The following is a 24,848-nucleotide window of genomic DNA, read 5'->3' as shown; positions in this document are numbered from 1 at the left end:
CATCGAAGATCAACCGTCCAATTAGGAATTCGCTGCTGTTGATCAGCGCATTCCCGTCACCTGCATGAGCACGGGGCCGGAAGATTTGTCAACCCCCGCCCAGGCCGCTGACCTGCGACGACGATCCCGGGGCACTAGGTGGGCTTCGGAGGACCGTGCTAAGATGGCATTAGCGAAAGGGGCAGAGGACACATGGTTTTCAAGGTCGGAGAGACCGTCGTCTACCCGCACCACGGTGCCGCACTCATCGAAGCCATCGAAACCCGCGTGATCAAGGGCGAGGAGAAGAAGTACCTCGTCCTCAAAGTCGCGCAAGGGGATCTTACGGTTCGCGTGCCTGCTGACAACGCCGAGATCGTCGGTGTGCGTGACGTCGTCGGGCAAGAAGGACTGGACAAGGTTTTCGACGTGCTGCGTGCTCCGCACACCGAAGAGCCCACGAACTGGTCTCGTCGGTACAAGGCCAACCTCGAGAAGCTCGCCTCCGGCGATGTGAACAAGGTGGCCGAAGTGGTGCGCGACCTCTGGCGGCGAGAGAAGGACCGCGGACTTTCAGCCGGTGAAAAGCGGATGCTGGCGAAGGCGCGGCAAATTCTGGTCAGCGAGCTCGCGCTCGCGGAGGGCACCGACGAGGACAAAGCGGAAGTCCTCCTCGACGAGGTTCTGGAAACCGCGACGGTCTGACCCCCGGGTCATCCGGCTCGCCCGGCGGAGGCACCGGGCAGCCGCCTCTCTACGATCACGACCTGATGAGCCAGCTGGTGCAGAGCGTCGTGTTCGTGACTGTCGCACACCGGACCGCGGATCCAGAGGCAGCTCTGGCCGTGGTGAACGGTGAAGTTCTCCTCGCGCACACCGTGCGGGGGCTGCTCGGCACACCGGAGATCGATCTGGTGGCCGTGGTGGTCCCCGAGCGGTGTGCTGCTTCGTTTTCGGGGGCGCTCGGGGATCTGCCGGCCCGCGCCCGGATCGTCCCCGGCCCTTCGCTCCGGTCGGCGTTCGCCGCCGTCGAGCCTTCGCTTTCCCCGGACGCGGTGGTGCTGGTGCACGACGCGCTCCGGGCGTTCACTCCACAAGGGACGATCCGTGACGTACTGGGCGCGGTGCGTGCCGGCCGCGTCGTCGTCCCGGTTCTGCCCATGGCCGACACCGTGAAGTCCACCGGCGAGGCGAGGTTGATCACCGGCACCGTCGACCGCGACGGGCTCCGCACCGCGCAGACCCCCGTCGGCTTCCCCCTGCCGGAGTTCCGGGCCGCGCTCGTAACGGACGAAGTCCTCGACGCCGCCGTCCTGGCCGGCGCCGCCACCGTCCCCGGCCATCCCGACGCGATGCGCGTCGCGAGCGCCTTCGAACTCACCCTCGCCGAGGCCCTGGTGGCCCTGCACGGTCACGAGGAGCCCCTGTGAACGACCTGCGCGTCGGCAACGGCGTCGACGTCCACCCGATCGAGCCCGGCCGCGAATGCTGGATGGCCGGGCTGTTGTGGCCGGGCGTCGACGGCTGCGCGGGGCACTCCGACGGCGACGTCGCGTCCCACGCGCTGTGCGACGCGCTGCTGTCCGCCGCCGGGCTCGGCGACCTCGGCGCGGTCTTCGGCACCGGCGACCCGCGGATGGACGGCGCGCACGGCGCCGGCATGCTCGCGGAGGTCCGCGCGCTCGTCGAGGCGGACGGGTGGCGCGTGGCCAACGCGACCGTGCAGATCATCGGCAACCACCCGCGCGTCGGGAAGCGGCGCGACGAGGCGCAGAAGGTGCTCGGCGAGGCCGTCGGCGGACCGGTGAGCGTGGCCGGCACGACGTCCGACGGGCTCGGCCTCACCGGTCGCGGCGAGGGCATCGCGGCGGTGGCGACGGCGCTACTCGTCCGGCCTTGATCGCTTAGGCTTCAAGCCATGGCACTGACTTTCAACGACGCCACCAAGGCGTTGCTCGACGGGAACAACTTCCCCGTGGTCGCGACCATCAACAAGGACGGCTCCGCGCAGACGTCCGTGCTGTGGGCCAAGCGCGACGGCGACACGCTGATCTTCGCGACCGTCCGCGGGCGCCTCAAGGAACGCAACATGGCGCGCGACCCGCGCGTTTCGGTCTCGGTCTTCGACACCGGGAACCCGTACAACTACGTCGAGATCCGCGGCCGCGTCGAGATGACCGACGAGGGCGGGCGCGAGCTGATCAACGAGCTGGCGCACAAGTACACCGGCAAGGACTACCCGGCCGAGCCGCCGGAGAACGTCCGCGTGCTCGTGCGCGTGATCCCGGAGAAGATCACCGGCAACGCCGCCTGAGCCGGGTTCGCCGCCGGGATGAGTTCGCCGCCGGGATGAGCCGGACGCCACAACCCGGCGGCGAAACGCCCGGTTTTCTGGCTAGGCTTGGCCCGTGGCCATCAACGCGGTGATGTTCGACTTCTCAGGCACGCTCTTCCGGCTCGAGCAGAACGCTTTCTGGTTGGAGGGGCTCGCCGACGCCGACGGCACTGCGCTCGACGTCGAAGCGCAGACCGAGCTGATGCGGCGCATGACCGCGCCCGTCGGGCAGGTCGTCGAACTCGACGAGGAGCACCAGTACGCGTGGCACCAGCGCGACCGCGACCCGGAGCTGCACCGGAAGGTGTACCTCGAGGTGCTGCGCCGCTCCGGCGTCCCCCGCCCCGAGCAGGCCGAGGCGCTGTACCGGCGGCTGATCACGCCGGGCGAATGGACGCCGTACCCGGACACCGAGGCGGCGTTGAAGGCCGTCTCGGGCCAGGGCCGCAAGGTCGGGGTGCTGAGCAACATCGCGTTCGACATCCGGCCGGCGTTCTCGCAGCGCGGCTGGGACGCGCACGTGGACGAGTTCATCCTGTCGTTCGAGGTCGGGGCCATCAAGCCGGAGCTGGAGATCTTCCGGACCGCGCTGGACCGGCTCGGCGTGCGCGCCGAGGAGACCCTGATGGTCGGCGACAGCGAGGAGGCCGACGGCGGCGCCCGCGCGCTGGGCTGCGAGTTCGCCCTGGTCGACCCGCTGCCCACCACCGAGCGTCCGGACGCCCTGCTCGGCGCACTGCGGGCCCACGGCCTGCGCTGACCGACTCGTGAGTGGCTAGGACGGTTCCAACCGTCGTAAACACTCACGAGCCCTTGGGCCTGCGACGTCGCCCACACCGACCCCGTACCCTCTCAGGGTGGCCCTACACCTCTTCGACACCGCGACCCGTGCCCCCCGGGAGTTCGTTCCCGTCCGCAGCGGAACGGCGTCCATCTACCTGTGTGGGGCCACCGTGCAGGGCGTGCCCCACATCGGGCACGTGCGGGGGGTGCTGAACTACGACGTGCTGCGCCGCTGGCTGCTCCACAGTGGACTCGACGTGCTGCTGGTGCGCAACGTCACCGACATCGACGACAAGATCCTCACCAAGGCCGCCGAGGCGGAGCGTCCCTGGTGGGAGTGGGCGACCAAGCACGAGCGCGAGTTCGAGCAGGCCTACGACGCGCTCGGCTGCCTCCCGCCGTCGGTCAACCCGCGCGCGACCGGTCACATCACGCAGATGATCGACCTGATCGAGCGCCTGATCGACAGCGACCACGCGTACGCGGCGGACGGCGACGTCTACTTCTCGGTGAAGTCCTTCGACGGCTACGGGGCGCTGTCCGGCCAGCAGCTCGACGAGGTCCAGCAGGGCGAGACGCCGACGCGCGGCAAGCGTGACTCGCGCGACTTCACGCTGTGGAAGAGCGCGAAGCCGGGCGAGCCTTCGTGGCCGACGCCGTGGGGCGACGGCCGCCCGGGCTGGCACCTGGAGTGCTCCGCGATGGCGACGAACTACCTCGGCGCCGAGTTCGACATCCACGGCGGCGGCGTCGACCTGGTGTTCCCGCACCACGAGAACGAGCGCGCGCAGTCCAACGCGGCCGGCGACGGCTTCGCGCGGTACTGGCTGCACAACGCGTGGGTGACCATGTCCGGCGAGAAGATGTCGAAGTCGCTGGGCAACACCGTGTCGATCCCGGCGATGCTGGAGCGCTACCGGGCGCCGGAGCTGCGGTACTACCTGGTGCAGCCGCACTACCGGTCCACCATCGAGTACTCGGACGGCGCGGTCGCGGAGGCGGCGCAGGGCTACCGGCGGATCGAGGGCTTCCTGCGGCGCGCGGCCTCGGCCGGCGAAGTGCCGCTGGGCCGGGTGGCGCCGGAGTTCGCCGCCGCGCTGGACGACGACCTCGCGACCCCCGCCGCGTTCGCCGTGGTGCACAACACGGTGCGTGACGGTAACGCCGCCCTCGACGAGGGCGACACCCCCAAGGCGCTCGAACTCGCCGCCTCGGTGCGTGCGATGACCGATGTGCTCGGTCTCGACCCGCTGTCCGCGCGCTGGTCCGAGGGTGGTTCCGACACCCCGGTCCGCGAGGCGCTGGCAGAGCTCGTCGAAAGCCTGCTCGCCGAACGGCAGCAGGCCCGCGCGGCGAAGGACTTCGCGCGCGCGGACGCCGCCCGTGACCGCCTGGTGCAGGCGGGCATCGTGGTGGAGGACACCCCGAACGGTCCGCAGTGGACGGTCAGGAACTCCTGATCGCCGCTGCGGCGGATTAAGGACTCGTTACATGGCAGGCAACTCACGGCGTCAGGGCGCCATCCGCAAGACCGGGACCAAGAAGGGCCAGGTCGTCGGCTCCGGCGGGCAGCGGCGGAAGGCGCTCGAGGGCAAGGGCCCCACGCCCAAGGCCGAGGACCGGCCCGGGCACAAGGCGTACCGCGCCGCGAACGCCGCGAAGACGCGTGAGCAGTCGCGGCAGAAGAAGGCCGACAAGCCGGAGCTGATCGCGGGCCGCAACCCGGTCGTCGAGGCGCTGCGGGCGGACGTGCCGGGTGTCGCGCTGTACGTCGCCCTGAACATCGAGATCGACGACCGCGTGAACGAGGCCGTCCGCCTGGCGGGCGACAAGGGCATCTCGATCCTGGAGATCCCGCGCGAGGAACTCGACCGCAAGACGAACCGCGCCATGCACCAGGGCTTGGGTTTGCAGGTGCCGCCGTTCGAGTACGCGCACCCGGACGACCTGATGACCGCCGCGCGCGATTCGGGCAACACCCCGCTGTTCGTCGCGCTCGACGGCGTGACGGACCCGCGCAACCTCGGTGCCGTCATCCGCTCGGCCGCCGCGTTCGGCGCGCACGGCGTGCTGTTGCCGGAGCGCCGCAGCGCGGGCATGACAGCCGTGGCGTGGCGCACGAGCGCGGGAACGGCAGCGAAGCTGCCCATCGCGGTCGCCACAAACCTGACGCGCCAACTGAAGTCATGGGCGTCAAGCGGCCTGATGATCGTCGGCCTGGACGCGGACGGCACCGTGGACATCGACGCGCTGGACCTGGCGTCGGAGCCCCTGGTCGTGGTGCTGGGCTCGGAGGGCCGCGGCTTGTCCCGCCTGGTCCGCGAAACCTGCGACGCCACCGTCTCGATCCCCATGGCCGCCGGCGTGGAATCCCTGAACGCCTCCGTCGCCGCCGGCGTCCTCCTCGCGGAAGTCGCCCGCCGCCGCCGCTTGGCCGGCCGCATCTGACTCTTCCGATCCCCTGCTCGCTGCGGGTCCTTTTGGGGCCTCGCACACGCGCCTCCCTGGGGTCTTTCTCGAGCCGCGCCCTTGCCCGGGGCGCGGCTCGAGTTGCTTTGGCTGCGGGTGTCGGGTTCGGGTCTGGGGGCCGTTTCCGGTCTTGGTCCTGTGGCCGGTCCCTTGCTCGGTCCGGTCCTTGGCCATTCCCGGTCCCTTGCTCGGTCCGGTCCTTGCCCAACCCGGTCCCTGCCCAACCGAAGTCCCCTGCCCAGCCCGGTCGCCGACCCAACCGAAGTCCCCTGCCCAGTCCGGTTCTCCGGCCCCAACCCGGTCCACTGCCCAGCTCTGGTCCCTGCCTAACCCGGGCCCCGCCCAACCCCGGTCCCTGCCCAACCGAAGTCCCCTGCCCAGCCCTGGTCCCTGCCCAACCCGGGTCCCGTGCCCAGCCCCGGTCCCCGCCCAACCCCGGGTCCCGTGCCCAGCCCGGGTCCTTTTGCCCGGCCCCGGTCCTTTCTCCAGTTTCGGTCCGTTGCCCAGTCCAGGTCGCCTGTGCCCGGCCCTGATCCCGGTCCCCATGCCCAGCCCAGTCCACGGTCCGACCCCGGCTGAGCCCAGCCCCGGTCCGACCTCAGCGCCAGCCGTTGCCCAACCCCAGCCCAGCCCATGGCGATGGCCCAGCTCTGGTCCAGTCTCAGCCCCGACTCCGTGCCCGGCCCTGGCTCCTACCCCAGCCCAGCCACGGCCCCCAACTCCAGCCCCAGCCTTAGCTCCAACAGCCCGGCTTCAGCCCCCAACTCCGTACCCGGTCCAATCCCACCTCAGCCTCAGCCCGTCCGCGCCCCAGCCCCAGCCCCAGCCCCAGCCGAGAATCATCCACACCCAGCCCCAGTTGTGGACAACTCCGCCCGCCATCTCGCTCTCGGCAGTTCCCGTCGGCCCCCGCCGATAGACTGGACTGGGGACGCCCCCCAGGAGAGGGTGGGGGCTGGGTTCGAGGGCGGAGGCTGGGTTCGAGGGCGGAGGCTGGGTTCGAGGGCGGGAGCGGCGGTCGGAGCGGGGGCTGCGGGCGGAGCCGGGGGGAGCCGTCGGGCACGCTCCGTGATTCGCGCCGGGATACTGCGGGCTTCGCTCCATCGCGACACCCACTCGGGCTAAGGTCAGCTCCGGAACCGAGGGGGTCCGTCACCGATGTCGTTCGTTTCGCCGCTGTTCTTGTGGTACTTCATGCCCACGGTGCTGGTCGCCGTGCTGGTGTGTCCGCGGAGCTGGCGCAACGGCATCGTCGCGGTCGCGAGTCTGCTGTTCTACGTGATCGGCGCCGGGCCGTACATTTTCCTGCTGCTGCTGTGCATGGCGGTCAACTTCTTCGCCGGGCCCGCGCTCGAGCCGAGCCCGTGGGACCTGCGGGGGACGCGGCGCCGGCGGATCCTGATCGGCGTCGTCACGCTCGACGTGCTGGTGCTGGTGATCTGGAAGTATGCGGGGTTCGCGACGCAGCAGATCGCGGCCGTCTCGCACTGGTTCGGCGGGGACCTCGACGTCGCCAACATCGTGGTGCCGATCGGGATCTCCTTCTACACCTTCCACCACATCTCGTACGTCGTGGACATTTACCGCGGCGAGCGGCGCGCGCTGCGCAACCCGGTGGCGTTCGCGGCGTACATCGCGATGTTCCCGCAGCTGGTGGCCGGGCCGATCGTGCGGTACCGCGAGATCGCCGACCAGCTGCCGCAGCAGCGGTCGCACCGGCTCGACGACATCGCGGCCGGCTTCCCGCGGTTCGCGCTGGGGCTGTGCAAGAAGTCCATCGTCGCCGACTCGCTCAGCCCGATGGTCGAAGCGTGCTTCGCGACGCCGCCGGACCAGATGACGTTCGCGACGGCCTGGCTCGGCGCCATCGGCTACACCCTGCAGCTGTTCTTCGACTTCTCCGGCTACTCCGACATGGCGATCGGCCTCGGCCGGATGCTCGGCTTCCGGCTGCCGGAAAACTTCGCGCGCCCGTACTCGTCGGTGACGATCACGGAATTCTGGCGGCGCTGGCACATGTCGCTGTCACGCTGGTTCCGCGACTACGTCTACATCCCGCTGGGCGGCAACCGCTCCGGCGCCGGGCGCACGTACCGCAACCTGTGCATCGTCTTCGTGCTGACGGGTTTCTGGCACGGCGCGCAGTGGACGTTCCTGATCTGGGGCTGCTACCACGGCGCGCTGCTGGTGATCGAACGCCGCTTCAACCTCGCCGAGACGCCGGCCGGCCCGGTCGCCCGGATCGCGCGCCGCGCGCTGACACTGCTGCTCGTGGTGTTCGGCTGGGTGTTCTTCCGCTCGGCCGACCTCGGCCACGCGCTCGCCATGATCGGCCACATGCTCCTGCCGGACTTCGGCGGCCTCGGCGACGTCGTCGAAAGCGCACTGACCAACCAGCGGCTGCTCATCCTCATCGCCGCGCTGGCCGTCTTCTTCCTCCCGGCGCACCCCGTCACCGGCCCGCTGCTGGAATCCTCGCGCAGCCGCGGCGCGACGGCCCTGCGCGTCGGCGTGATGACCGTCGGCCTCGTCTACGCCGCCATCCTGGTCGCGACGGGGACGTTCAGCCCATTCCTCTACTACCAATTCTGACAGCAAAGTCCCGGTGACTGTCTGCATTCGGTGACACGGGGGCACCGCCCGCGCGGGGAGGTTCGCCCGGCTCCCTCCGACGGGGTTTTCGGCGTTTCGGAGAAAACCGCAAAACGTGAAAATTCTTGCCCAGAGTCACTTTGCACCTGGAATATTGTCCCCCGAATTTCTTATTTCGCCGGTCACCCCAAGCGCGTAAAGTAACTCCCCGCGCTCGAACCGATACGCAACGCACTCGTCCGTTCGAGTGGTTCAAGGAGGTGAACCGTGGTCGCGGAAGCCGGCCGTCCGCACCGGAGTTCCCTGCAGGAGATCTTCTGGACCCGCACCACGTTGTTACTGACCGTGCTCGTCGTGATCGCGGTATTGAGCCTGTGGATCTCCAGCATGATGGACGCCGGCACGGGGAAAACGCTCGTCACCTCCCTGGGCACCGGCACACTGATCTCCGCGCTGGTCGGCTTCGGACAAACCTTGATCACCGCCAGCGCGTCGCAGCGCGCGATGGTGACTCCGCTGATCGAAGAAAGCCGACGCGCGCTCGAAGACCTCAGCGCCGAATACCGGTCGCTCAACAAGGAGTTCTTCCCCACGCACGTGTTCGACGCGACGACCGACCCCGACCCCGCGTTCAACCGCATGCTGATGTCGGACCTGGACAACACGCGCCAGTACTTCTTCCGCGGCTTCTCCGGACGGCACGCGGCCGCCCGGCTTCTGTTGACCCGCACCGATCGTGAGCTGCACGCCGTGATCGCCGACCCGCGCGACGCCGGTTCCATCAGCGGTCGCGCGCGTTACCTGCTGCGGCGGGAGGCGGCGGAGGTCGACTACGAGGCGATCCAGAGCGGCCTGCACGAGGAGATCCACATTGGACTCGTCGGGCTGTTCCTGGCCCGCAGCCGGTGCGCGCAGGTCGACATCACCGTGGTCGCCGACCCGCCGTTGGACCGGCTGGAGATGTTCGACGCCAGCGTGTGGGTCACGCTGTACAGCGATGTGCGCGGCGCGACCAAGCTGTACCCGCGGTCGCTGCGGTTCACCGAGGGCTCCTTCATCTACAACATGGAACGCGCCGAGTTCCTGCGCCTCTCCCAATCGCGGACCGGCCGCCACTTCCGCATCACCTCCTCGACGACGCGGGCCGATTTCCTTGTCCTGTTCCAAAAGATCACCGGATCCGACTTGTCCGAGGAGAATTTCCGTGACTTGGAGGGAAGGTTCCACGCCTTCCGCGCGGAGTTCTCCGCACGAGCCGAACTAGGGAGCTGAGCCGTCTTGCTCACTCGCTTGTCCCCACTGGATCACCTGGCCACACGGCTGCGCACGGCGGGTTTCCCGCTGGCCCAGGACTGGCGCACCGTGGACGTCTGGTTCCGAAAATGGGCTTCGCAAACGGCGTTGCGCGATGAGCTGCGCGCACTGCTACGGGCGCCGAACCCGGAAAACGCCGCGGCCATCCTCCGCAGCTCCCGCGAGACGACAACCCATTTCGCCTGGTGCCTACGGGATGATCCGGACGATCCGTTCTCGTTCTGGCTGCACGAATACAAACCGCAGGAGGACTGGCGCGAGGGCTACGCCGATTCCGTGCACAACCACAGGTATCACTTCTGCACCACCATTCTTCGCGGCAACTACCTGCACGAGCGCTACTCCACGACCCGCGACGGGGACAGCGGCCTGATCACGTCCGCGCAACTCCGGCGCCGGACGTTGTGCCGGACAGGCGCGTGTTCGATCATGCTCGCCGACGAGTTCCACCGGATTCCCGAAGCCGCCGAAGGAACCATGACTTTCCTGGTGAAATCACACCCGGTGAGCATTTCCAGTCTCTCCTACGACCCGGCCACAGGAATCGGGCATCGTCACGTTCCGGTGGAGGTCCGATTGGGGGACCTGGCCGACCGACTCTAGCTACACCCCGCCGTCACGGGCGCATACCATTGCTCCACCCGCTTGAATGCCGAAGCCGGGATCGGAGAGATGTATGCGCGCGCAAAAGAACACCGTTCAGCCGACGGTCGCCGCACCGGCCGTCGCCGCGGCCACGATCGCCCCGGCGACCATCACCGCGGTGGAGAACCGCGTCCAGCAATTGTGCTGGCGGTATGCCGAACGGCTGCCGTTCCACGGCTGGCACCACGTCAGCTTCGTCCGCGCGAAGGCGGTCGGCTTCGCGACGGCCAACGGCGCCGACGCGGCCGTGGTCGAGGTGGCCGCTCTGGTCCACGACGTGAACTACCTCGTCCTGCGCAACTCGCCCGCCGCCGCCGGGAGCGACCTGCGGCTGGGCCTGCTCGCCGACTGCGGCGTGCCCGACGACGTCGCCGGCTGGATCGACGATCTCATCGACGAGGCCGAGATGGCCAACCGCGGCCGGCACATCTCGCTGGAAGCGCAGGCCCTGAGCGACGCCGACACGCTGTTCAAGGCGCTGCCCGTGACCCCCGTGGTGCTCGCGCACCGCTATCTGCAGGAGAACAACGTCAGCCTCCGGGACCTCGCTCACAAGATCGTCGGCGAACAGTGCGACGTCCACGACAACGGCTACTACTTCTACAACCCGGCGGCCAGCGCCACGTACTCCCGCTGGGCCACCGCGAACCTCCAGCTGTGGCGCTGCATCAAGGAAGCCGTGGACGACCCGACGGTGGTCGAACTGCTCGACGCCGTGCACGCCGTGGACAGCACGCTCGCGGCGTCCTGACCCGATTCGGTTCAGCCCTGGCCGTACCCCCTCAGCTTCTCGACCACACGCTCGATCTCCGCGGGCGGCAGCAGCGTGGGGCTGCCCGCGGACCGGGCCAGCAGCCACAGCCGGCAGACCCACTCGAGCTGCTGCACCCGGTGGTACGCCGCGCCGAGACTGTCGCCGTACGCCACGGTGCCGTGGTTCGCGAGCAGACAACCACGGCGGCCGTCGAGGGCCTTGAGCATCGAGGCTGCCAGCTCCTCCGTGCCGTACGTCGCGTACTCGGCGACCCGCGCGGTCGGCCCGATCGTCGCGAGGATGTAGTGGATCGGCGGCACCTCGTCGAGGAGTGTCGAGACCGCGGTGGCGTGCACCGAGTGCGTGTGCACGACGGCCGTCACCGAAGCACCGTCCGGGTCCACGGCCCGGTTGTAGACGGCCAGGTGCATGGGCAGCTCGCTGGTCGGCTTCAGCTCCCCCTCGACGATCTCGCCGTCCAGCCCGACGACCGGGATATCGGCCGGCTCGAGCCCGGCGTAGTCGACTCCCGTGGGCGTGACGGCGACCAGCGCCCCGTCTCGCGCCGAGACATTGCCGGACGTCCCGACCACCAGCCCGTCGGCCGTCATCCGGCGGGCGTACTCACAGACCGCCGCTCGTTCCTCCGCCAGGATCATTCACAGCCTCCAGAGACCACGCGCGGCGGACAGGGATGCCTGGTAGTCGGCGTAACCGCGCTCGTACGCAGTCACATTCTCGGGCCGGAACTCCACCACACGCGAGTTCGCTGCCCACCGCTCGCGGTCGAACGGAGTGCCGAGCGCTGCCGCGGCGGTGAGCACGGCGCCGCGCGCCCCCACCCCCGGGTCGCTCGGGATGACGATCGGCCGGCCGAGTACGTCCGCGAAGATGCGGATCCACTCCGGTGACCGCACACCGCCACCGCAGGCATACAGCCGGCCAGACAGCCCAGCCGCTTCGAAACAGTGCCGCGCCGCATACGCGATCGACTCGCACAGCGCCCGCACCAGGTCCGCCCGCCCGGTCTCGAGGCTGATCCCGGCGAACTGCGCCCGCGCGCCGGCGTCGACAAACGGCGCGCGCTCACCCGACACCGACAGGAACGGCAACGCCCTGGCCCCACGCGCGCCCGGCTCACTGCTCGCCAGCAGTGGGTCGATCTCGGCGACCTCGATGCCCAGCAGCGCGCACACCCAGTCGATGCCCGCGGTGCCGACCATCGCCGGCATCGCGCGCAAGTACTCGGCCTCGTCGGGAGTGCAGAGGAACATCCCGGCCGGCTCGCCCTCGGCGTCGAACGTGGTGTCGGCCGTGAGCACCTGGCACGCCAGCGTGGTGCCCGCCGTGAGGATGCCGTCGCCTGCTTCCCGCACGCCGGCCCCGATCGCGCTGGCCGGCAGGTCGAACGGCCCGGCGGTGACCGGCAGCCCCACCGGCAGGCCGAGCAGGGCCGCCCCTCGCGCGTCGAGCCGGAACACCGACTTGGCCGGCGCCGGCTCGGCGAACAGGGCCCGCCGGTGGCCGAGCCCGCAGGCCTCGATGGCGGCTTCGTCGTACCGCCGGGTGACCGGGTCGAGGAACGGCAGCGACGCGTCGGACACGTCGACGGCGATCTCGCCGGTGAGCCGCTGCAGCACCGCGTCCACGCAGTAGCCGGCGACAACGGCCCGGTCGAGCACCTCGGGTTCGTGGGTGTCCAAATAGGACATGATCGCGGCGGCGCAGCCCGGGAACATACCGGATCCGGTGCGGCGGAAGACTTCCCGGGTTACGCCCTCGGCCTGCCACCGCGCGAGCAGGCTGTTGGCCCGGCCGTCGAGCCACGAGATCGCGGGCCGCACCGCGGCCCCGGACTCGTCGCGCAGCCACATGCCGTCGCCCTGCCCGGTGAGCGCCAGCGCGGTGACGGGGCCCGGCAACCGGGCGGCGACCTCCCGCACCACTGTGACGACCGTGGCCACCACCTGGTCGAGATCCTGCTCGACCCAGCCGCCGGCGAAGTGGTGCACCTCGGACGGTGTGCACGCGCTCGCGACGGACGTCCCGTCCTCGTCGAACACCACGGCCTTGGTGAGCGACGTGCCGATGTCGACCCCGACGATCATGGCTGCCGCCCGAACACCTCGGGGTTGGCGAGGTTCGCCGGTCGCTCACCGCGGGCGTACCGGCCGACCTCGGCCGCCACGATCGCCGCCGCCCGCTCCGCTGTCTGCCGGCTCGCCCCGGCGAGGTGCGGGGTGGCGATCACGTTCGGAGCTTCGCGCAGCGCCCAGTCGGCGGGCGGTGGCTCGACGTCGTACACGTCGAGTGCCAGCGCGCCGAGCTTGCCGGAGCGCAAGGCCTCTGGAAGGGGCGCGTAGTCCAGCAGGCCGCCGCGCGCGGTGTTGACCAGCACTGCGCCTTCGGGAAGGAGCGCCAGCTTGCTCGCGTCGATGAGGTGCCGCGTCTGCTCGGTGAGCCGCGCGTGCAGGCTGACGACGTAGCTGCGACGCAACAGCTCGTCGAGCCCCACGAGGTGCGCGCCGTCGGCCGCGATCGCCGCCGGGTCCGCGAAGGGGTCGGCGACCAGTACTTCGGCACCGAACGCGAGCAAGACCTTGGCGACGCGGGAGCCGATGGCCCCGTAACCGACTAGCCCGACCGTCGTGCCGCCCAGTTCGAGCCCGGTCTGGTCGTAGGCGTAGTAGTCGCCGCGCCAGGCGCCGCGCAGCAGCTCGGCCGACGACGTCGCGATCCGCCGCATCGCGGCGAGGATCATGCCGACGGCGAACTCTGCCGCCGCACCGGCATTCCGGCCCGGCGCGTACGTCACCGCGACACCGGCCTCCGTCGCCGCCGCGAGGTCGACGTTCACCGGCCCGCCCCGGCACACCGAGACCAGCTTGAGCCCCGGCGCGGCGGCGAACACCGATTTGGTGAACGGCGCCATCTGCGTCACCGCGACCTCGGCACCCGCGAGCGCCTCGATCACCTGCGCCTCGGTGCCGCTGGCCTCGAGCACCGTGCCGACCGGGCCGAACGGCTCCACCGGCCACGGCAGGGCGAGCTCGGTGATCTCATGGCCACCGCCGAGCTCGGCGCGGACGGCGCCGGCCAGCAGACCGGGGCCGACGAAATGGTCTCCCGCAGCGAGAATGTGCAACTCTGCTCCCTCACTCGCTCTGTGCCGACTGAACGACCTGGCCCCGGTTCAACGGGCGTTCTCGTACTTGGTGATGTGCTCGACCTTGCTCGCGCTGGCCGAAGCGGGGTCAAAGCGGTAGCCGACCCATTCGGCGACGATCTTCTTCGCCACCTCGGGCCCGATCGCGCGCGCGCCGAAGGTGATCACCTGGCAGTTGTTGGACTTGATCGAGCGCTCGGCGGAATAGGAGTCGTGCGCGACGGTCGCCCGTACGCCCGGCACCTTGTTCGCCGAGATGGCCATACCGATCCCGGTGCCGCACACCAGCACCCCGCGGTCCGCCTCGCCGCCGGCGATCGCCTCGGCCGCGGCGAGGCCCAGCAGCGGATAGGCCCGGTCGTCCTCCGCATCCGCGACGCCGAGGTCGGCCACCGACTCGACCCGGTCGTCGGCCAACAGCTGGTCCCGCAGCTGGTTCTTCAGCTCCACCCCGGCGTTGTCCGCCGCCACCACGATCCGCATCAGCCCACGCTCCTTCCCAGCTCTTCGCCGACGGCCGTCACCAGCAGGGAGAACGAGACCGCACCGGGATCCGGGTGCCCCTTGCTCCGCTGCGCCAGCCGTGCCGCACGCCCCTTCGCCGGCAACAGATGCGCGGTGTTCTCAGCCGCGGTCACCGCCGCCCGCGCCGCCTTCCGCCAAGCCTCGACGACGTCTGCCCCGGCCCGTTCACGCAGTTCGGCGCGGAACGGCTCGATGGCGTCGAGCATCGTCTTGTCCCCCGGCTCGGCCTTGCCCAGCTCGGTGAACGCCCGGACCGCACCATCGACGGCGTCGGCGAGTGCAGCCGTGGTGATCTCCTCCGCGGCGAGTGCCCTCAGGCCCGCGCCTGTCTCGGCGAGCAGCACACCGTAGAGGGCACCGGAAGCACCGCCCGCGGCGTCGGCAAAGGCGGTTCCCGCCGCGAGCAAGGCTTCGGACACCGTTCTTTCGTTCCGCCGTGCGGCGACAACGGCCGCGCGCATCCCGCGGGTCATGCCGAGCCCGTGATCACCATCCGCGGCGACCGCGTCAAGCCTGCCCAGCTCCGCTTCGTTCTCCTCGATGCTCCGCAGCGCGGCAGTGAGGACACGGTCGACGAGCCCGGTGCCGGGCTCGGTCTCCGCGAGCAGTTCGTCCACTGTGGACTCCAGCGGCACCTGTGACAGCTCCGCGCCGGTGGTGCGGTAACCCGGCGTGTCGCACGGCGCCGCGTACAGCTCGGCCAGTTCGTCGTCGAGCACCAGGATCGACAACGAGACCCCGGCCATGTCGAGCGAGGTGACGAATTCGCCGACCTCGGTGTGCACGGGGCTGAGGCCCGCTTCGGCCAACCGCTCGTGCACCCGCGTGTAGGTGACGAACATTTCCTCGTACTTGGTGCGGCCCAGCCCATTCAGCAGCGCCACCACCCGGCCGCCGGCCGGCAGCTCCGGCAACAGCCCGTCGACGAGTTCGTCGGCCAGCTCGGCCGCGGAGAGCCGGCCGACCGTGCGGACCCCCGGCTCGCCGTGGATGCCGAGCCCGACCTCCATCTCGCGGTCGGCGACGGTGAACAGCGGCTCCGCGGCGCCGGGCAGTGTGCAGCCGCCGAACGCGACTCCGAACGTGCGGGTGCGCGCGTTCGCCTTCTCCGCGACCGCGTGCACCGACTCGAGGTCGTCGCCGCGTTCCGCCGCCGCCCCGGCGATCCTGAAGACGAGGAAGTCGCCCGCCACGCCGCGGCGGCGCTCGGGCTCGGCGGCCGGGCCGCTCGCGATGTCGTCGGTGACCAGGATCGTGCGGCTCTTGACGCCCTCGGCAGCCAGCCTTCGCGCGGCGAGGCCGAAGTGCAGCACGTCGCCCTGGTAGTTCCCGAAGCCGAACAGCACGCCCGCACCGGTATCGGCGGCGCGCGCCGTGCGGTAGACCTGCTCGGCACTGGGGCTGGTGAAGACGTCTCCCACCACCGCGCCGTCGGCGAGGCCCGGCCCGACCAGCCCGGCGAACGCCGGGTAATGCCCACAGCCACCGCCGATCACGACCGCGACCTTGCCCGGCCGCGTGCCGCCCTCCCGCCGGATCACGCCGTACGCGTCCGGCACCTTGCGGACAGTGCGGCCGTACGCGGTGACGAACCCGTCCAGCCACTGCCGCTTGAACGTGTCCGCGGTGCCCAAGGTGGTCATGGTCAGTCCCTCGCCGCCACTGGCTCGCCGGCCAGGTAGGCCAGCAGCTTCCGGCGGACGTCGTGGTTGTCCTCGGCCACCACGCTGGCCAGCTCCAGCGCGTCCGGCTTCGGCGGGTAGGCGGGGTTCGGCAGCGCGACGACGGTGAGCCCGGCCGCGGCCGCCGCCCGGATGCCGTTGCCGGAGTCCTCCACCCCGAGGCAGTCCTCGCCGGAGCGCCCCAGCCGTGCGGCCGCTTCGAGGTAGACATCCGGGCTCGGCTTGCCGCGCGCGACCTCGGCGCTGGAGACGGTGGCGGTGAATTCGGCGGTCAGCTGGTGTTTGTCCAGCACGGCGTCGATGACCCGGCGCGCCGCCGAAGACGCGAGCGCCACCGGCACCCGGGCGCTGACCTCGCGCACCATCTCGCCGGCGCCCGGCAGCAGCGGGGCCTCGCCTGCCTCGATGGCGGCGATCATGCCGTCGACCACCGCGCGCTCCACCTCTTCGGCCCGCTCCGGAACCCCGCAGCGGCGCGCGAGATAGGCAGCCCACTCGGGCGCGCTCATGCCCTGCACCGAAGCCGTGTCCTCGGCCGTCCACTCGACCCGGTGACGGGCGGCGTACGCGACCCAGTTCTCCTCCCAGAGGTGTTCACTGTCGACCAGCACACCGTCGAGGTCGAACACCACCGCTTCGAGCGTCATCCACCAGATCCTTTCGCAAGAGCCGACCGCTTCACACGGACCATGTTAAGTTAACATCGATGATGAGAAGTTCGCAAGGGTGGTTCACACGAAAAGGAGCAACCCCGTGGGCGCACGAGTGCTGCTGGCCAGGCACGGACAGACCGAATGGCACGCCGAGAACAGGTACGCCGGCAGCAGCGAGGTGGCGTTGACGGCGGAAGGTCTTCGCCAGGCCGAAGCGCTCGCGCGGTTCGCCGCCGAGGTGAAGCCGACCGCGCTGTTCTGCTCGCCGCAAGACCGGGCGCGCCGCACGATCGCGCCCGCCGCGGAGGCACTCGGCCTGACCCCCGAAATCGTCGACGACCTGCGGGAAACCCACTTCGGAATCGCCGAAGGACGCACCAGGGACGAGGTGCGGGCCGTCGACCCCGGGGTGATCGAGCGGTTCCTGGCCGATCCGGTCGCCGGCTCGTTCCCCGGCGCCGAGGACCCGCACGTGGCCGCCCGGCGCGGGGCGCGCGCGGTCCGGGAGATCGCGCGGCACGGCCACGGGCTCGCGCTGGTGGTCGCGCACAACACGCTGCTGCGACTGACTTTCTGCCACCTGCTCGGCATCCCGCTCGCCGCTTACCGCACCGTGTTCCCCCAGCTGGGCAACGCCGCCGTGACCGAACTGGAGATCGACGGCGACCGCACGGCCCTGCTGCGCTTCAACCTGCCACTCGACACGCGATAATCACGTCATGTCGAGTGAGAAACCCGTCGCGCACACGCGCGAAACCCGTCAGCAAACGGTGGTCGACTACGTGTTCCGCCAGGGCTCGGCGTCGATCAACGCACTGGTGGACCTCACCGGGGTCAGCAACATGACGGTGCACCGCGACGTCGACGAACTCGCCCGCCGCGGCCTGCTGCGGAAATACCGAGGCGGCGTTTCCGCCATGCCGTCGACCGTCTTCGAAAGCAACGCCGAGTACCGCATGAGCGCCAACGCCACCGCCAAGCGCCTGATCGCACTCCAGGCGCTGGACCACGTCGAGCCCGGCATGTCCGTGCTGCTCGACGACTCGACGAGCGCGCTCGCGCTGGCCCGGCTGCTGCACAACGTGACCCCGCTGACCGTCGCCACCAACTACCTCGGCGCGATCGACGAGCTGAAAGAGGTCGACGAGGTCCGGCTGATCTGCATCGGCGGGGACTACTCGATCACCCACGACTCGTTCCTCGGCATGCAGAGCCTGGAGGCGATCGAACGGCTCTCGGTGGACGTCGCGTTCGTCTCGACCTCGGCGATGAACTCGCAGATGACGTTCCACCAGGAGCCCGAGATCGTGATGATCAAGCGCGCGATGCTGGCCAGCGCCCGGAAGAAGGTCCTGCTGATGGACCACACCAAGATGGAGCGCTCGGCCCTGCACCGGCTCGCGCCACTGGAGGATTTCGACCAGCTCATCATCGACTACGACATCCAGGCGCATCTGGTCGATGAGCTGCGGAGTCGGGTCCGGGTGCAGGTCGCCTCCGAGCGCGAGTGAAGAGCCGGTTTCGCTAACACTCTTGCGTGCGAAGTTAACACGGTCCATGATACGTTGGATTCGACGTCATGGAGGCGTGTATGAACCAGTCGGCAACAGCGGGGTTGTCCCGGCCAGAGGGTGGCTTCACCCGCCTGCTCACGCGATGGGGGCTGCCCGCCCCCCTGTTCCTCGGCTACGTCGGCCTGTTGCTGTTCATGATCGGCGACGGGGTCGAGTCGGGCTTCATCGCGCCGTACATGGCGGACAACGGCGCGGGCACGGAGATCAAGGCCTCGTATGTGATCACGGTGTACGGCGTCGCGGTGATGCTGGCGTCGTGGCTGTCCGGTGCGCTGTCGGAGCTGTGGGGACCACGCCGGGTGATGCTGATCGGGCTGGCCGTCTGGCTGGTGTTCGACGTGCTGTTCCTGACCGTCGGGCTCGGCGGCGGGAACTACACCCTGATGCTGATCTGCTACGGGATCAGGGGTTTCGGCTATCCGATGTTCGCGTTCGGCTTCCTGGTGTGGATCACGGCGGTGGCGCCGGTGGCCCGGCTGGGCGCGGCGGTGGGCTGGTTCTACTTCGCGTTCACCGGCGGCCTGCCGACGCTGGGCGCGCTCGTCGCGAGCTTCACCAACCCGCTGTTCGGGCACTACGGCACGCTGTGGGTGTCGGTCGGCCTGCTCACGCTGGGCGGGCTGATCGCGGTGCTCGGCGTGCGGCAGCGCACCGGCTTCCAGCGCCTCGCACCGCCGGACGTGAAACCCGTGCAGAGCCTCGTTTCCAGCGTCTCGATCGCGTGGAAGAACCCGCGGGTCGGCATCGGGATGCTGGTGCGGGTGATCAACACCGCGCCCGAGTTCGGCATGCTGGTGTTCTTCCCGACGATCTTCATCAGCCAGATCGGGTTCGGCGAGAACCGCTGGCTGCTGCTGGTGTCCGTGATCTACGGGACGAACATCTTCTTCAACCTGATCTTCGGCGTGCTGAGCGACCGGATCGGCTGGCGCACCACCATCTTCTGGTTCGGCGCGATCGGCTGTGCGATCTCGATCCTGCTGCTGTACTTCGTCCCGATCGCGATGGGCGCGCAGTACTACTGGCTGGCACTGATCGTCGGCGCGCTGTACGGGGCGACGCTCGCCGGGTTCGTGCCGATCTCCGCGCTCTTGCCCTCGCTCGCACCAGAGCACAAGGGCGGGGCGATGGCGTTGCTGAACCTGGGCGCCGGCGCGGCGGCGTTTGTCGGCCCGGCGATCGTGTCGCTGTTCCTCGGGCCGGCCGGGGCCGGTGGAGTGGTGATCATCTTCGCGGCGCTGTACCTGGTCGCCGCCGTGCTGGTGCGATTCCTGAAGCTGCCGAAGGAAACCGAGCAGGCGATCACGCGCGACGTCAGCCTGCAGGACGCCGGGGAGCAGGTCAGTACCGCGTGAACGAGCCGGTCACCATCGGGATCGACGTCGCCACCGCGGGGGTCCGGGCCTTCGCGGTGGGCGGCGGCGTGGTGCTGGCGACGGCCGCGGCCGAGCTGCCGGCACCGGCGCGTTCCGTGCCCGGCCACAGCGAGCAGGACGCGAGGGCCTGGTGGCCGGCCGTCGAATCGGCGCTGTCGCGGGTGACCGCGGCGTTGCCGGGCCGCGGTGCCGAGGTCGCGGCCGTCGCGGTGGCCGCGACCTCGGGAACGATCGTCGGGGTCGATGCCGACGGTGAGCCGGTCACGCCGGCGCTGATGTACGACGACCGTCGCGGCGCGGATTACAACGCCAAAGCGGCCGAGCTGGGTGCCGAACGCTGGCAGGCGCTGGGATCCGGCGTCGCACCGACCGCCGCGCTCGGGCGGATCGCCTGGCTGGCCGAGCACACCGGCGCGGTCGCGGTGCGGCACACGGCGGACGTCGTCGCGGCGAAGCTCGTCGGCGGCCCCGTCGCCGCGGACTGGTCACACGCGCTCAAGAGCGGCTACGACCCACTCGCCGGTGAATGGCCAGGCGAGGTGTTCGAGGGGTTGGGGGTGCCGTCCGCGATGGTGCCGCCCGTGGTCGCGCCGACGACGGTGCTCGGCCTCGTGGCCCGGCCGGTCGGGGGGCTGCCCAAAGGGTGCGCCGTGGTGGCCGGCATGACCGACGGGTGCGCGGGCCAGCTGGCGGCGGGCGCGGTGGCGCCGGGCCGGTTCGTCGGGATTCTCGGGACCACGTATGTGCTGAAGGGGGTCACCGAGTCGCTGGTCCCGGACCCCACCGGGGTGATGTACAGCCACCGTCATCCGGACGGCTGGTGGCTGCCGGGCGGGGCGTCGAACACAGGCGGCGAGGCGGTGTCCGCCAGCGCCGGGTTGCCCGCGCTGGATGCTGCCGCGGAGGCGCGTGGACCGGCCGGCGTGGTCGTGTTTCCATTGCGGCGCAAGGGGGAACGGTTCCCGTTTGCCAGTGCCGGCGCGGCCGGTTTTGTCCTCGGCGAACCAGCCGACGAAGTCGAGCTGCACCGCGCGAGGTTGGAGGGAGTGGCGTTCGTCGAGCGACTGGCGCTGGACCACCTGCGACGCCTCGGGATCTCCGTGCACGGGCCGCTCCTGGCGGCGGGCGGCGGCAGCCGGAGTCCACTGTGGACGCAGATTCGCGCTACCGCGACCGGCCTCGGCATTCGCGTCGCACCCCACGCGGAGACCGGTTACGGCGCCGCGCTGCTCGCCGCTGCCGGGATCCTGCCGGGCGGTCTCACCGAGGCCTGCGTGGCACCGCAGGAGGACACGCTGGTCGAACCGGTGCCGGCGGAGCGGGAGGCACTGTCGGCCTCTTACCGCCACTTCTGCACCGCACTCCACCAAAGGGGGTGGATCGACGACGAGCTACACGCGACGGCCATGGGCTGAATGCGCGACGCCTGGACCGGGTGCCGGGGCTGGCAGCCATTGACCGGGCCGGCCGGGGCTTTGGCGAGCCTGGATGGAGCACCTCGAGGCCGAGCCGAGTTGACGCCCGGCGGACCGACACCGGTGAGCCGACACCGACACGGGTCGACACAGGCCAGCCGGAGCCGCGCGAGCCGGAGCCCGAGCCGCGCAAGCGGACATCGTGTGCCCAGCCGGAGCAAGCCGACACTCTGCGAGCCCGAGCGAGGCAAGCCGACACCGCGGGAGCCCGAACCCAAGCCGGGCACTCAGACACCGCGCGTGCCCAAGCCGGAACCGGAGCCGGCCGACACTTTGCGAGCCCAAACCGGGCAAGCCGACACCGCCCGAGCCGGAGCCAGCCGACACTCTCCGAACCCGAGCCGGGCACTCAGACACCGCGCGTGCCCAAGCCGGAACCGGAGCCAGCCGACGCTTTGCGGGCCCAAGCCGGAGCGGAGCCGCCGACGCTTTCTGAGCCCGAGCAGGCAAGCCGACACCGCGCGGGCCGGAGCTGGAGCCAGCCGACACTCTGCGAGCCCGAGCCCGAGCTGGGTCGCGGGCAGTGGCGCTGGGCGTGGGCACTGGTGCGGGTCGCTGGACAGGGCGCGTCCGCCGAGGCAGGGCAGAGGCACGGAGCACCGGGTGAGGGTGCGGGTGAGGGTGAGGGTGAGGGTGAGGGTGAGGGTGAGGCTCGCGGGCTAGCGCGCCCACCGCCGCTGGGCGGGGGCGCGGAACGCTGGTCGCGGGTGGGGATGAGGGGCGCGGGTGAGGGGCGCGGGTCTGGGCGCGTCCGCTGGCGCTGGGCTGAGGCGCGGAGCACCGGTCGCAGGCGAGGGGCGAGGGGAGAGGGGCGTAGACCACCTTCGTGCTCTCGGGTCGGACTGTGCCGCCCGGGGTCGTGCGGGAAAGCAGCGGAGCGATGTCCGTCGCGGAGGGCTGGGCGCAGAAACGCGCGGGCCCTGGAAGAGGGTGGGCCCGCGCGTTGGGTCAAATGAGGATTGTGGTCGGAGTCAGTCGGCCGTTGGAGTGGGTGCTGGTTGGCGTCGTGGTTGGCTAGTTGGCTGTGGCGGTCGGCTTCGCGGACTTGGCCTGCGGGGCAGAGCGGGTCGAGGAGGACGCGGTCTTCTTCGAGGTGGTGTCGGAAGCGGGGGCTGAGTTGTCGGACGGGGAAGCTTCGGCCGATGTGGCGCCAGCGGAAGCAGAGGCGGGAGCAGAAGCGGGAGCAGCGTCGGTCGTTGGGGAGTCGGCGGAGTCGGCGGAGTCCGCGGTCGGGTCGGCTGGCTCGTCGGACGGGGTCAGGAGGCGGATGGCTTCCTGGACGGCGGCGTCGGTGGCAGCCAGGCGGTCGGCGACCTTCGTGCGGAGGCTCAGGACCAGCGTGCGCTGTTCGGTGGCCTCGGTCTGCTTTTGCAGGGCGTCGGCGAGGGCGGCGTCGGCCTGGGACTTCTTGGTCGTGATCTCTTCGGAGGCCACGCGGTCGGCTTCGGCGCGCTGGGCGGCGGCTGCGGCTTCCGCCGCTTCGTCAGCCGAAGCGCGGGCTTCGGCGGCGGCCGCGTCGGCTGAAGCGCGGGCGGCGGCTGCGGCCTCGTCGGCCTCGGTGCGGGCGCGGTCGGCAGCGGTGGTGCGGGACTCGATGTCGGCGTTGGCGGCAGCCGTGCGCGACTCGATGTCGGCGTTCGCCGCCGTTGTGCGGGATTCGATGTCCGCGTCCGCCGCAGCGGTACGCGACTCGATGTCCGACTTGGCTTCGGCCAGGAGGCGTTCGCGTTCGGCTTCGGCGTCTTTTGCCAGCTTCTCGGTGGTGCGCTGGCTTTCGTGGGCGTACTTGTCGGCCTCGGCGCGGGTCGAGGCGGCGTCGGCTTCCGCGGCCTTGCGGAGGTCGTCGATCTCCTCCTCCGCGAGCTGCATCATCATGCGGACCCGCTCGGCCATCGCGCCGGCACCGGACGGGCTCGAACTCAGCCGCACGAGCGCGGCCTTCGTCTCGCCCAGCTCGTTCTGCGCGTAGCTGAGGGCCTTCGACAGCTCGCCGGACGTCGCGATCGCTTCGTCGCGGCTGCGGGCGGCCTCCCTGAGTTCCTTGGTGATCTCGTTGAGCCGCTCATCCACCTGGCGCTTGTCGTAGCCCCTGACGGTGACGGCGAAGGGGGCGCTCTTCGGGGTGGGCTCGGACTTCTCGGGCGCGACCATCGGGCCACCTTAGTGAGCCGGGGTCCTTCGGCGCGTACCGCCAAACGGCTGCATTACGAAACGCCTAACCCCTCGTCACGCATGGCATCCTTGGTCAACCGAAGAACAGGTGAACGAGCGGGAGACCTGAATGGACGGTACGGGGATCCTCGACGACATCGCGACGCACTGGCACGTGTACCTGACCATGCCGTTCATCGCGGCGCTCATCGGCTACCTGACCAAACGGGTCGCGATCGAGATGATGTTCCGGCCGCTGGAGTTCGTCGGGATCAAGCCGGTCTTCGGCTGGCAGGGCGTGATCCCGGCGAACGCCCGGCGGATGGCGGCCACCGCCGTCGACCTGCTGACCAAGAACCTGCTTGATCCCCGCGAGGTCTTCGCCCGGCTCGACCCGGAGGAAATGCTCAAGGAACTCGAAACGCCCTTGCTCAAAGCCGTCGACGACGTCACCCGCGAAGTGATGGAGACCTACCAGCCGCGGCTGTGGGAGCTGCTCCCGACGCGCGCCCAGCAACTGCTCGTCGACCAGGTCCGCGCGCAGGCGCCCGAGGTCGTGAAGCGGCTGCTGCGTGAGGTCTCGGCCAACATCGACGACGTCCTCGACGTCAACGAGATGCTGATCAACGCCATGGTCCGCGACAAAACGCTCACCTGCCGGCTGATCCGCGACGTCGCCACCCCCGAGTTCCGCTTCATCGCCCGGTCCGGCATCTGGTTCGGGTTCGTGATCGGGCTGGTGCAGTTCGTCGCGTGGGCGCTGACGAAGGAGCCGCTGATCATGCCGATCTTCGGTTTCGTCACCGGCTTCGTCACGGATTGGCTGGCGCTCAAGATGATCTTCTACCCGCGTGAGCCGCGCCGGTTCGGCTTCTTCACCTGGCAGGGCATGTTCCAGAAACGCCGGATGCAGGTGGCCGCCGACTACGGCGCCCTGATCGCCGACGAGGTCCTCACCGTGCGGAACGTGATGGAGGCCGTGCTCACCGGGTCGCGCGCCGACCGGCTGTTCTCGCTCATCACGCGTGAGGTGCAGCGGACCATCGACGCGCAGACGAGCATCGCGAAACCGCTCGTGGCGCTCACCGTCGGCGGGCGGCAGTACCAGGAGATGAAAAAAGCCGCCGCCGCGAAAGCCATCGAGTACCTTCCCGAAACGGTGAAATACGTGGAGGGTTACGCCACCGACGCGCTCGACATTCGCAACACCGTCGTCACGAAGATGCGGCAGCTGACGCCGATCGAGTTCGAAGGAATCCTGCGCCCGGCCTTCAAGCAGGACGAATGGAAGCTCATCGCGGTCGGCGCGATCATCGGCGGACTGGTCGGCGAACTGCAGGTCCTGCTCCTGCTGCACTGAACCGTGCCAGCTACC

At 70.1% G+C, this 24,848-nt stretch carries 23 protein-coding genes; 16 read left to right on the top strand and 7 right to left on the bottom strand.

Annotation, left to right across the window (positions count from 1 at the left end):
• The first annotated feature begins 192 nt into the window (after positions 1 to 192).
• The 11 genes from BMY97_RS13720 to BMY97_RS13670 all read left to right on the top strand — a co-directional run bounded on the left by BMY97_RS13720 (position 193) and on the right by BMY97_RS13670 (position 10,868).
• A complete protein-coding gene (locus BMY97_RS13720) occupies positions 193 to 684 on the top strand; it encodes a CarD family transcriptional regulator (RefSeq protein ID WP_004559016.1) in 492 nt (163 codons plus the stop codon).
• Positions 685 to 749: 65 nt separating this feature from the next.
• Positions 750 to 1,409: an IspD/TarI family cytidylyltransferase gene (locus BMY97_RS13715; RefSeq protein WP_091617196.1), complete on the top strand. Its 660-nt coding sequence runs from the start codon at positions 750 to 752 to the stop codon at positions 1,407 to 1,409.
• 5 nt (positions 1,410 to 1,414) lie between these two features.
• Entirely contained in the window at positions 1,415 to 1,879 is a 465-nt protein-coding gene (ispF, locus tag BMY97_RS13710) for a 2-C-methyl-D-erythritol 2,4-cyclodiphosphate synthase (RefSeq protein ID WP_091617499.1), read from the top strand.
• Positions 1,880 to 1,897: 18 nt separating this feature from the next.
• Positions 1,898 to 2,293: a PPOX class F420-dependent oxidoreductase gene (locus BMY97_RS13705; RefSeq protein ID WP_091617195.1), complete on the top strand. Its 396-nt coding sequence runs from the start codon at positions 1,898 to 1,900 to the stop codon at positions 2,291 to 2,293.
• A gap of 94 nt (positions 2,294 to 2,387) precedes the next feature.
• A complete protein-coding gene (locus BMY97_RS13700; protein WP_091617194.1) occupies positions 2,388 to 3,074 on the top strand; it encodes an HAD family hydrolase in 687 nt (228 codons plus the stop codon).
• A gap of 97 nt (positions 3,075 to 3,171) precedes the next feature.
• Positions 3,172 to 4,557, top strand: coding sequence for a cysteine--tRNA ligase (gene cysS, locus BMY97_RS13695; RefSeq protein WP_091617193.1), 1,386 nt, complete (start codon positions 3,172 to 3,174; stop codon positions 4,555 to 4,557).
• A gap of 31 nt (positions 4,558 to 4,588) precedes the next feature.
• On the top strand, positions 4,589 to 5,545 hold the full coding sequence (gene rlmB / locus BMY97_RS13690) for a 23S rRNA (guanosine(2251)-2'-O)-methyltransferase RlmB (protein ID WP_091617192.1): 957 nt from the start codon (positions 4,589 to 4,591) through the stop codon (positions 5,543 to 5,545).
• A 1,179-nt stretch (positions 5,546 to 6,724) separates the two neighbouring features.
• On the top strand, positions 6,725 to 8,158 hold the full coding sequence (locus BMY97_RS13685) for an MBOAT family O-acyltransferase (protein ID WP_091617191.1): 1,434 nt from the start codon (positions 6,725 to 6,727) through the stop codon (positions 8,156 to 8,158).
• A gap of 333 nt (positions 8,159 to 8,491) precedes the next feature.
• Positions 8,492 to 9,430, top strand: a complete 939-nt coding sequence (locus tag BMY97_RS13680) for a hypothetical protein (RefSeq protein ID WP_091617498.1) — start codon at positions 8,492 to 8,494, stop codon at positions 9,428 to 9,430.
• A gap of 6 nt (positions 9,431 to 9,436) precedes the next feature.
• On the top strand, positions 9,437 to 10,075 hold the full coding sequence (locus tag BMY97_RS13675; protein ID WP_091617190.1) for a hypothetical protein: 639 nt from the start codon (positions 9,437 to 9,439) through the stop codon (positions 10,073 to 10,075).
• A gap of 73 nt (positions 10,076 to 10,148) precedes the next feature.
• Positions 10,149 to 10,868 (top strand): HD family phosphohydrolase, encoded by a 720-nt coding sequence (locus tag BMY97_RS13670; protein ID WP_177231329.1) that lies wholly within the window; start codon positions 10,149 to 10,151, stop codon positions 10,866 to 10,868.
• An 11-nt stretch (positions 10,869 to 10,879) separates the two neighbouring features.
• Here BMY97_RS13670 and BMY97_RS13665 read toward each other — a convergent pair whose 3' ends face one another.
• The 6 genes from BMY97_RS13665 to BMY97_RS13640 are packed head-to-tail and all read right to left on the bottom strand — an operon-like array spanning position 10,880 to position 16,891.
• Positions 10,880 to 11,530, bottom strand: coding sequence for a class II aldolase/adducin family protein (locus tag BMY97_RS13665; RefSeq protein ID WP_091617189.1), 651 nt, complete (start codon positions 11,528 to 11,530; stop codon positions 10,880 to 10,882).
• Positions 11,531 to 12,979, bottom strand: a complete 1,449-nt coding sequence (locus BMY97_RS13660; RefSeq protein ID WP_091617188.1) for an FGGY-family carbohydrate kinase — start codon at positions 12,977 to 12,979, stop codon at positions 11,531 to 11,533.
• On the bottom strand, positions 12,976 to 14,016 hold the full coding sequence (locus BMY97_RS13655) for a 2-hydroxyacid dehydrogenase (protein WP_091617187.1): 1,041 nt from the start codon (positions 14,014 to 14,016) through the stop codon (positions 12,976 to 12,978). The genes BMY97_RS13660 and BMY97_RS13655 overlap by 4 nt, the downstream gene beginning before the upstream one ends.
• A 48-nt stretch (positions 14,017 to 14,064) precedes the next feature.
• Complete coding sequence (locus BMY97_RS13650) at positions 14,065 to 14,520, bottom strand: ribose-5-phosphate isomerase (RefSeq protein ID WP_091617186.1); 456 nt, start codon at positions 14,518 to 14,520, stop codon at positions 14,065 to 14,067.
• On the bottom strand, positions 14,520 to 16,205 hold the full coding sequence (locus BMY97_RS13645; protein ID WP_091617185.1) for a dihydroxyacetone kinase family protein: 1,686 nt from the start codon (positions 16,203 to 16,205) through the stop codon (positions 14,520 to 14,522). Before BMY97_RS13645 ends, BMY97_RS13650 begins: the two co-directional genes overlap by 1 nt.
• A gap of 2 nt (positions 16,206 to 16,207) precedes the next feature.
• On the bottom strand, positions 16,208 to 16,891 hold the full coding sequence (locus BMY97_RS13640) for an HAD family hydrolase (protein WP_091617184.1): 684 nt from the start codon (positions 16,889 to 16,891) through the stop codon (positions 16,208 to 16,210).
• 106 nt (positions 16,892 to 16,997) lie between these two features.
• On the opposite strand from BMY97_RS13640, the gene BMY97_RS13635 reads away from it, so the two are divergent.
• From BMY97_RS13635 to BMY97_RS13620, 4 genes are all read left to right on the top strand, one after another.
• Positions 16,998 to 17,609 (top strand): histidine phosphatase family protein, encoded by a 612-nt coding sequence (locus BMY97_RS13635; protein WP_091617183.1) that lies wholly within the window; start codon positions 16,998 to 17,000, stop codon positions 17,607 to 17,609.
• Positions 17,610 to 17,616: 7 nt separating this feature from the next.
• Positions 17,617 to 18,408, top strand: coding sequence for a DeoR/GlpR family DNA-binding transcription regulator (locus BMY97_RS13630; protein WP_091617182.1), 792 nt, complete (start codon positions 17,617 to 17,619; stop codon positions 18,406 to 18,408).
• Between the two features lie 80 nt (positions 18,409 to 18,488).
• The gene (locus BMY97_RS13625; RefSeq protein ID WP_177231328.1) at positions 18,489 to 19,826 is read left to right on the top strand and encodes an MFS transporter; all 1,338 of its coding nucleotides are present in this window, start codon (positions 18,489 to 18,491) and stop codon (positions 19,824 to 19,826) included.
• Positions 19,823 to 21,262 (top strand): FGGY-family carbohydrate kinase, encoded by a 1,440-nt coding sequence (locus BMY97_RS13620; protein ID WP_091617181.1) that lies wholly within the window; start codon positions 19,823 to 19,825, stop codon positions 21,260 to 21,262. The genes BMY97_RS13625 and BMY97_RS13620 overlap by 4 nt, the downstream gene beginning before the upstream one ends.
• Positions 21,263 to 22,336: 1,074 nt before the next feature.
• Here BMY97_RS13620 and BMY97_RS13615 read toward each other — a convergent pair.
• Positions 22,337 to 23,473, bottom strand: coding sequence for a coiled-coil domain-containing protein (locus BMY97_RS13615; RefSeq protein WP_245787307.1), 1,137 nt, complete (start codon positions 23,471 to 23,473; stop codon positions 22,337 to 22,339).
• A 130-nt stretch (positions 23,474 to 23,603) separates the two neighbouring features.
• Here BMY97_RS13615 and BMY97_RS13610 point away from each other — a divergent pair, with 130 nt between their 5' ends.
• On the top strand, positions 23,604 to 24,833 hold the full coding sequence (locus BMY97_RS13610) for a DUF445 family protein (RefSeq protein WP_091617180.1): 1,230 nt from the start codon (positions 23,604 to 23,606) through the stop codon (positions 24,831 to 24,833).
• Positions 24,834 to 24,848: the final 15 nt, after the last annotated feature.

This window comes from Amycolatopsis saalfeldensis, from assembly GCF_900110575.1.
GTDB lineage: Bacteria > Actinomycetota > Actinomycetes > Mycobacteriales > Pseudonocardiaceae > Amycolatopsis > Amycolatopsis saalfeldensis.
The sequence above is the reverse complement of the archived record's forward strand: the minus strand, read 5'-3'. Positions and strand labels throughout refer to the sequence as shown.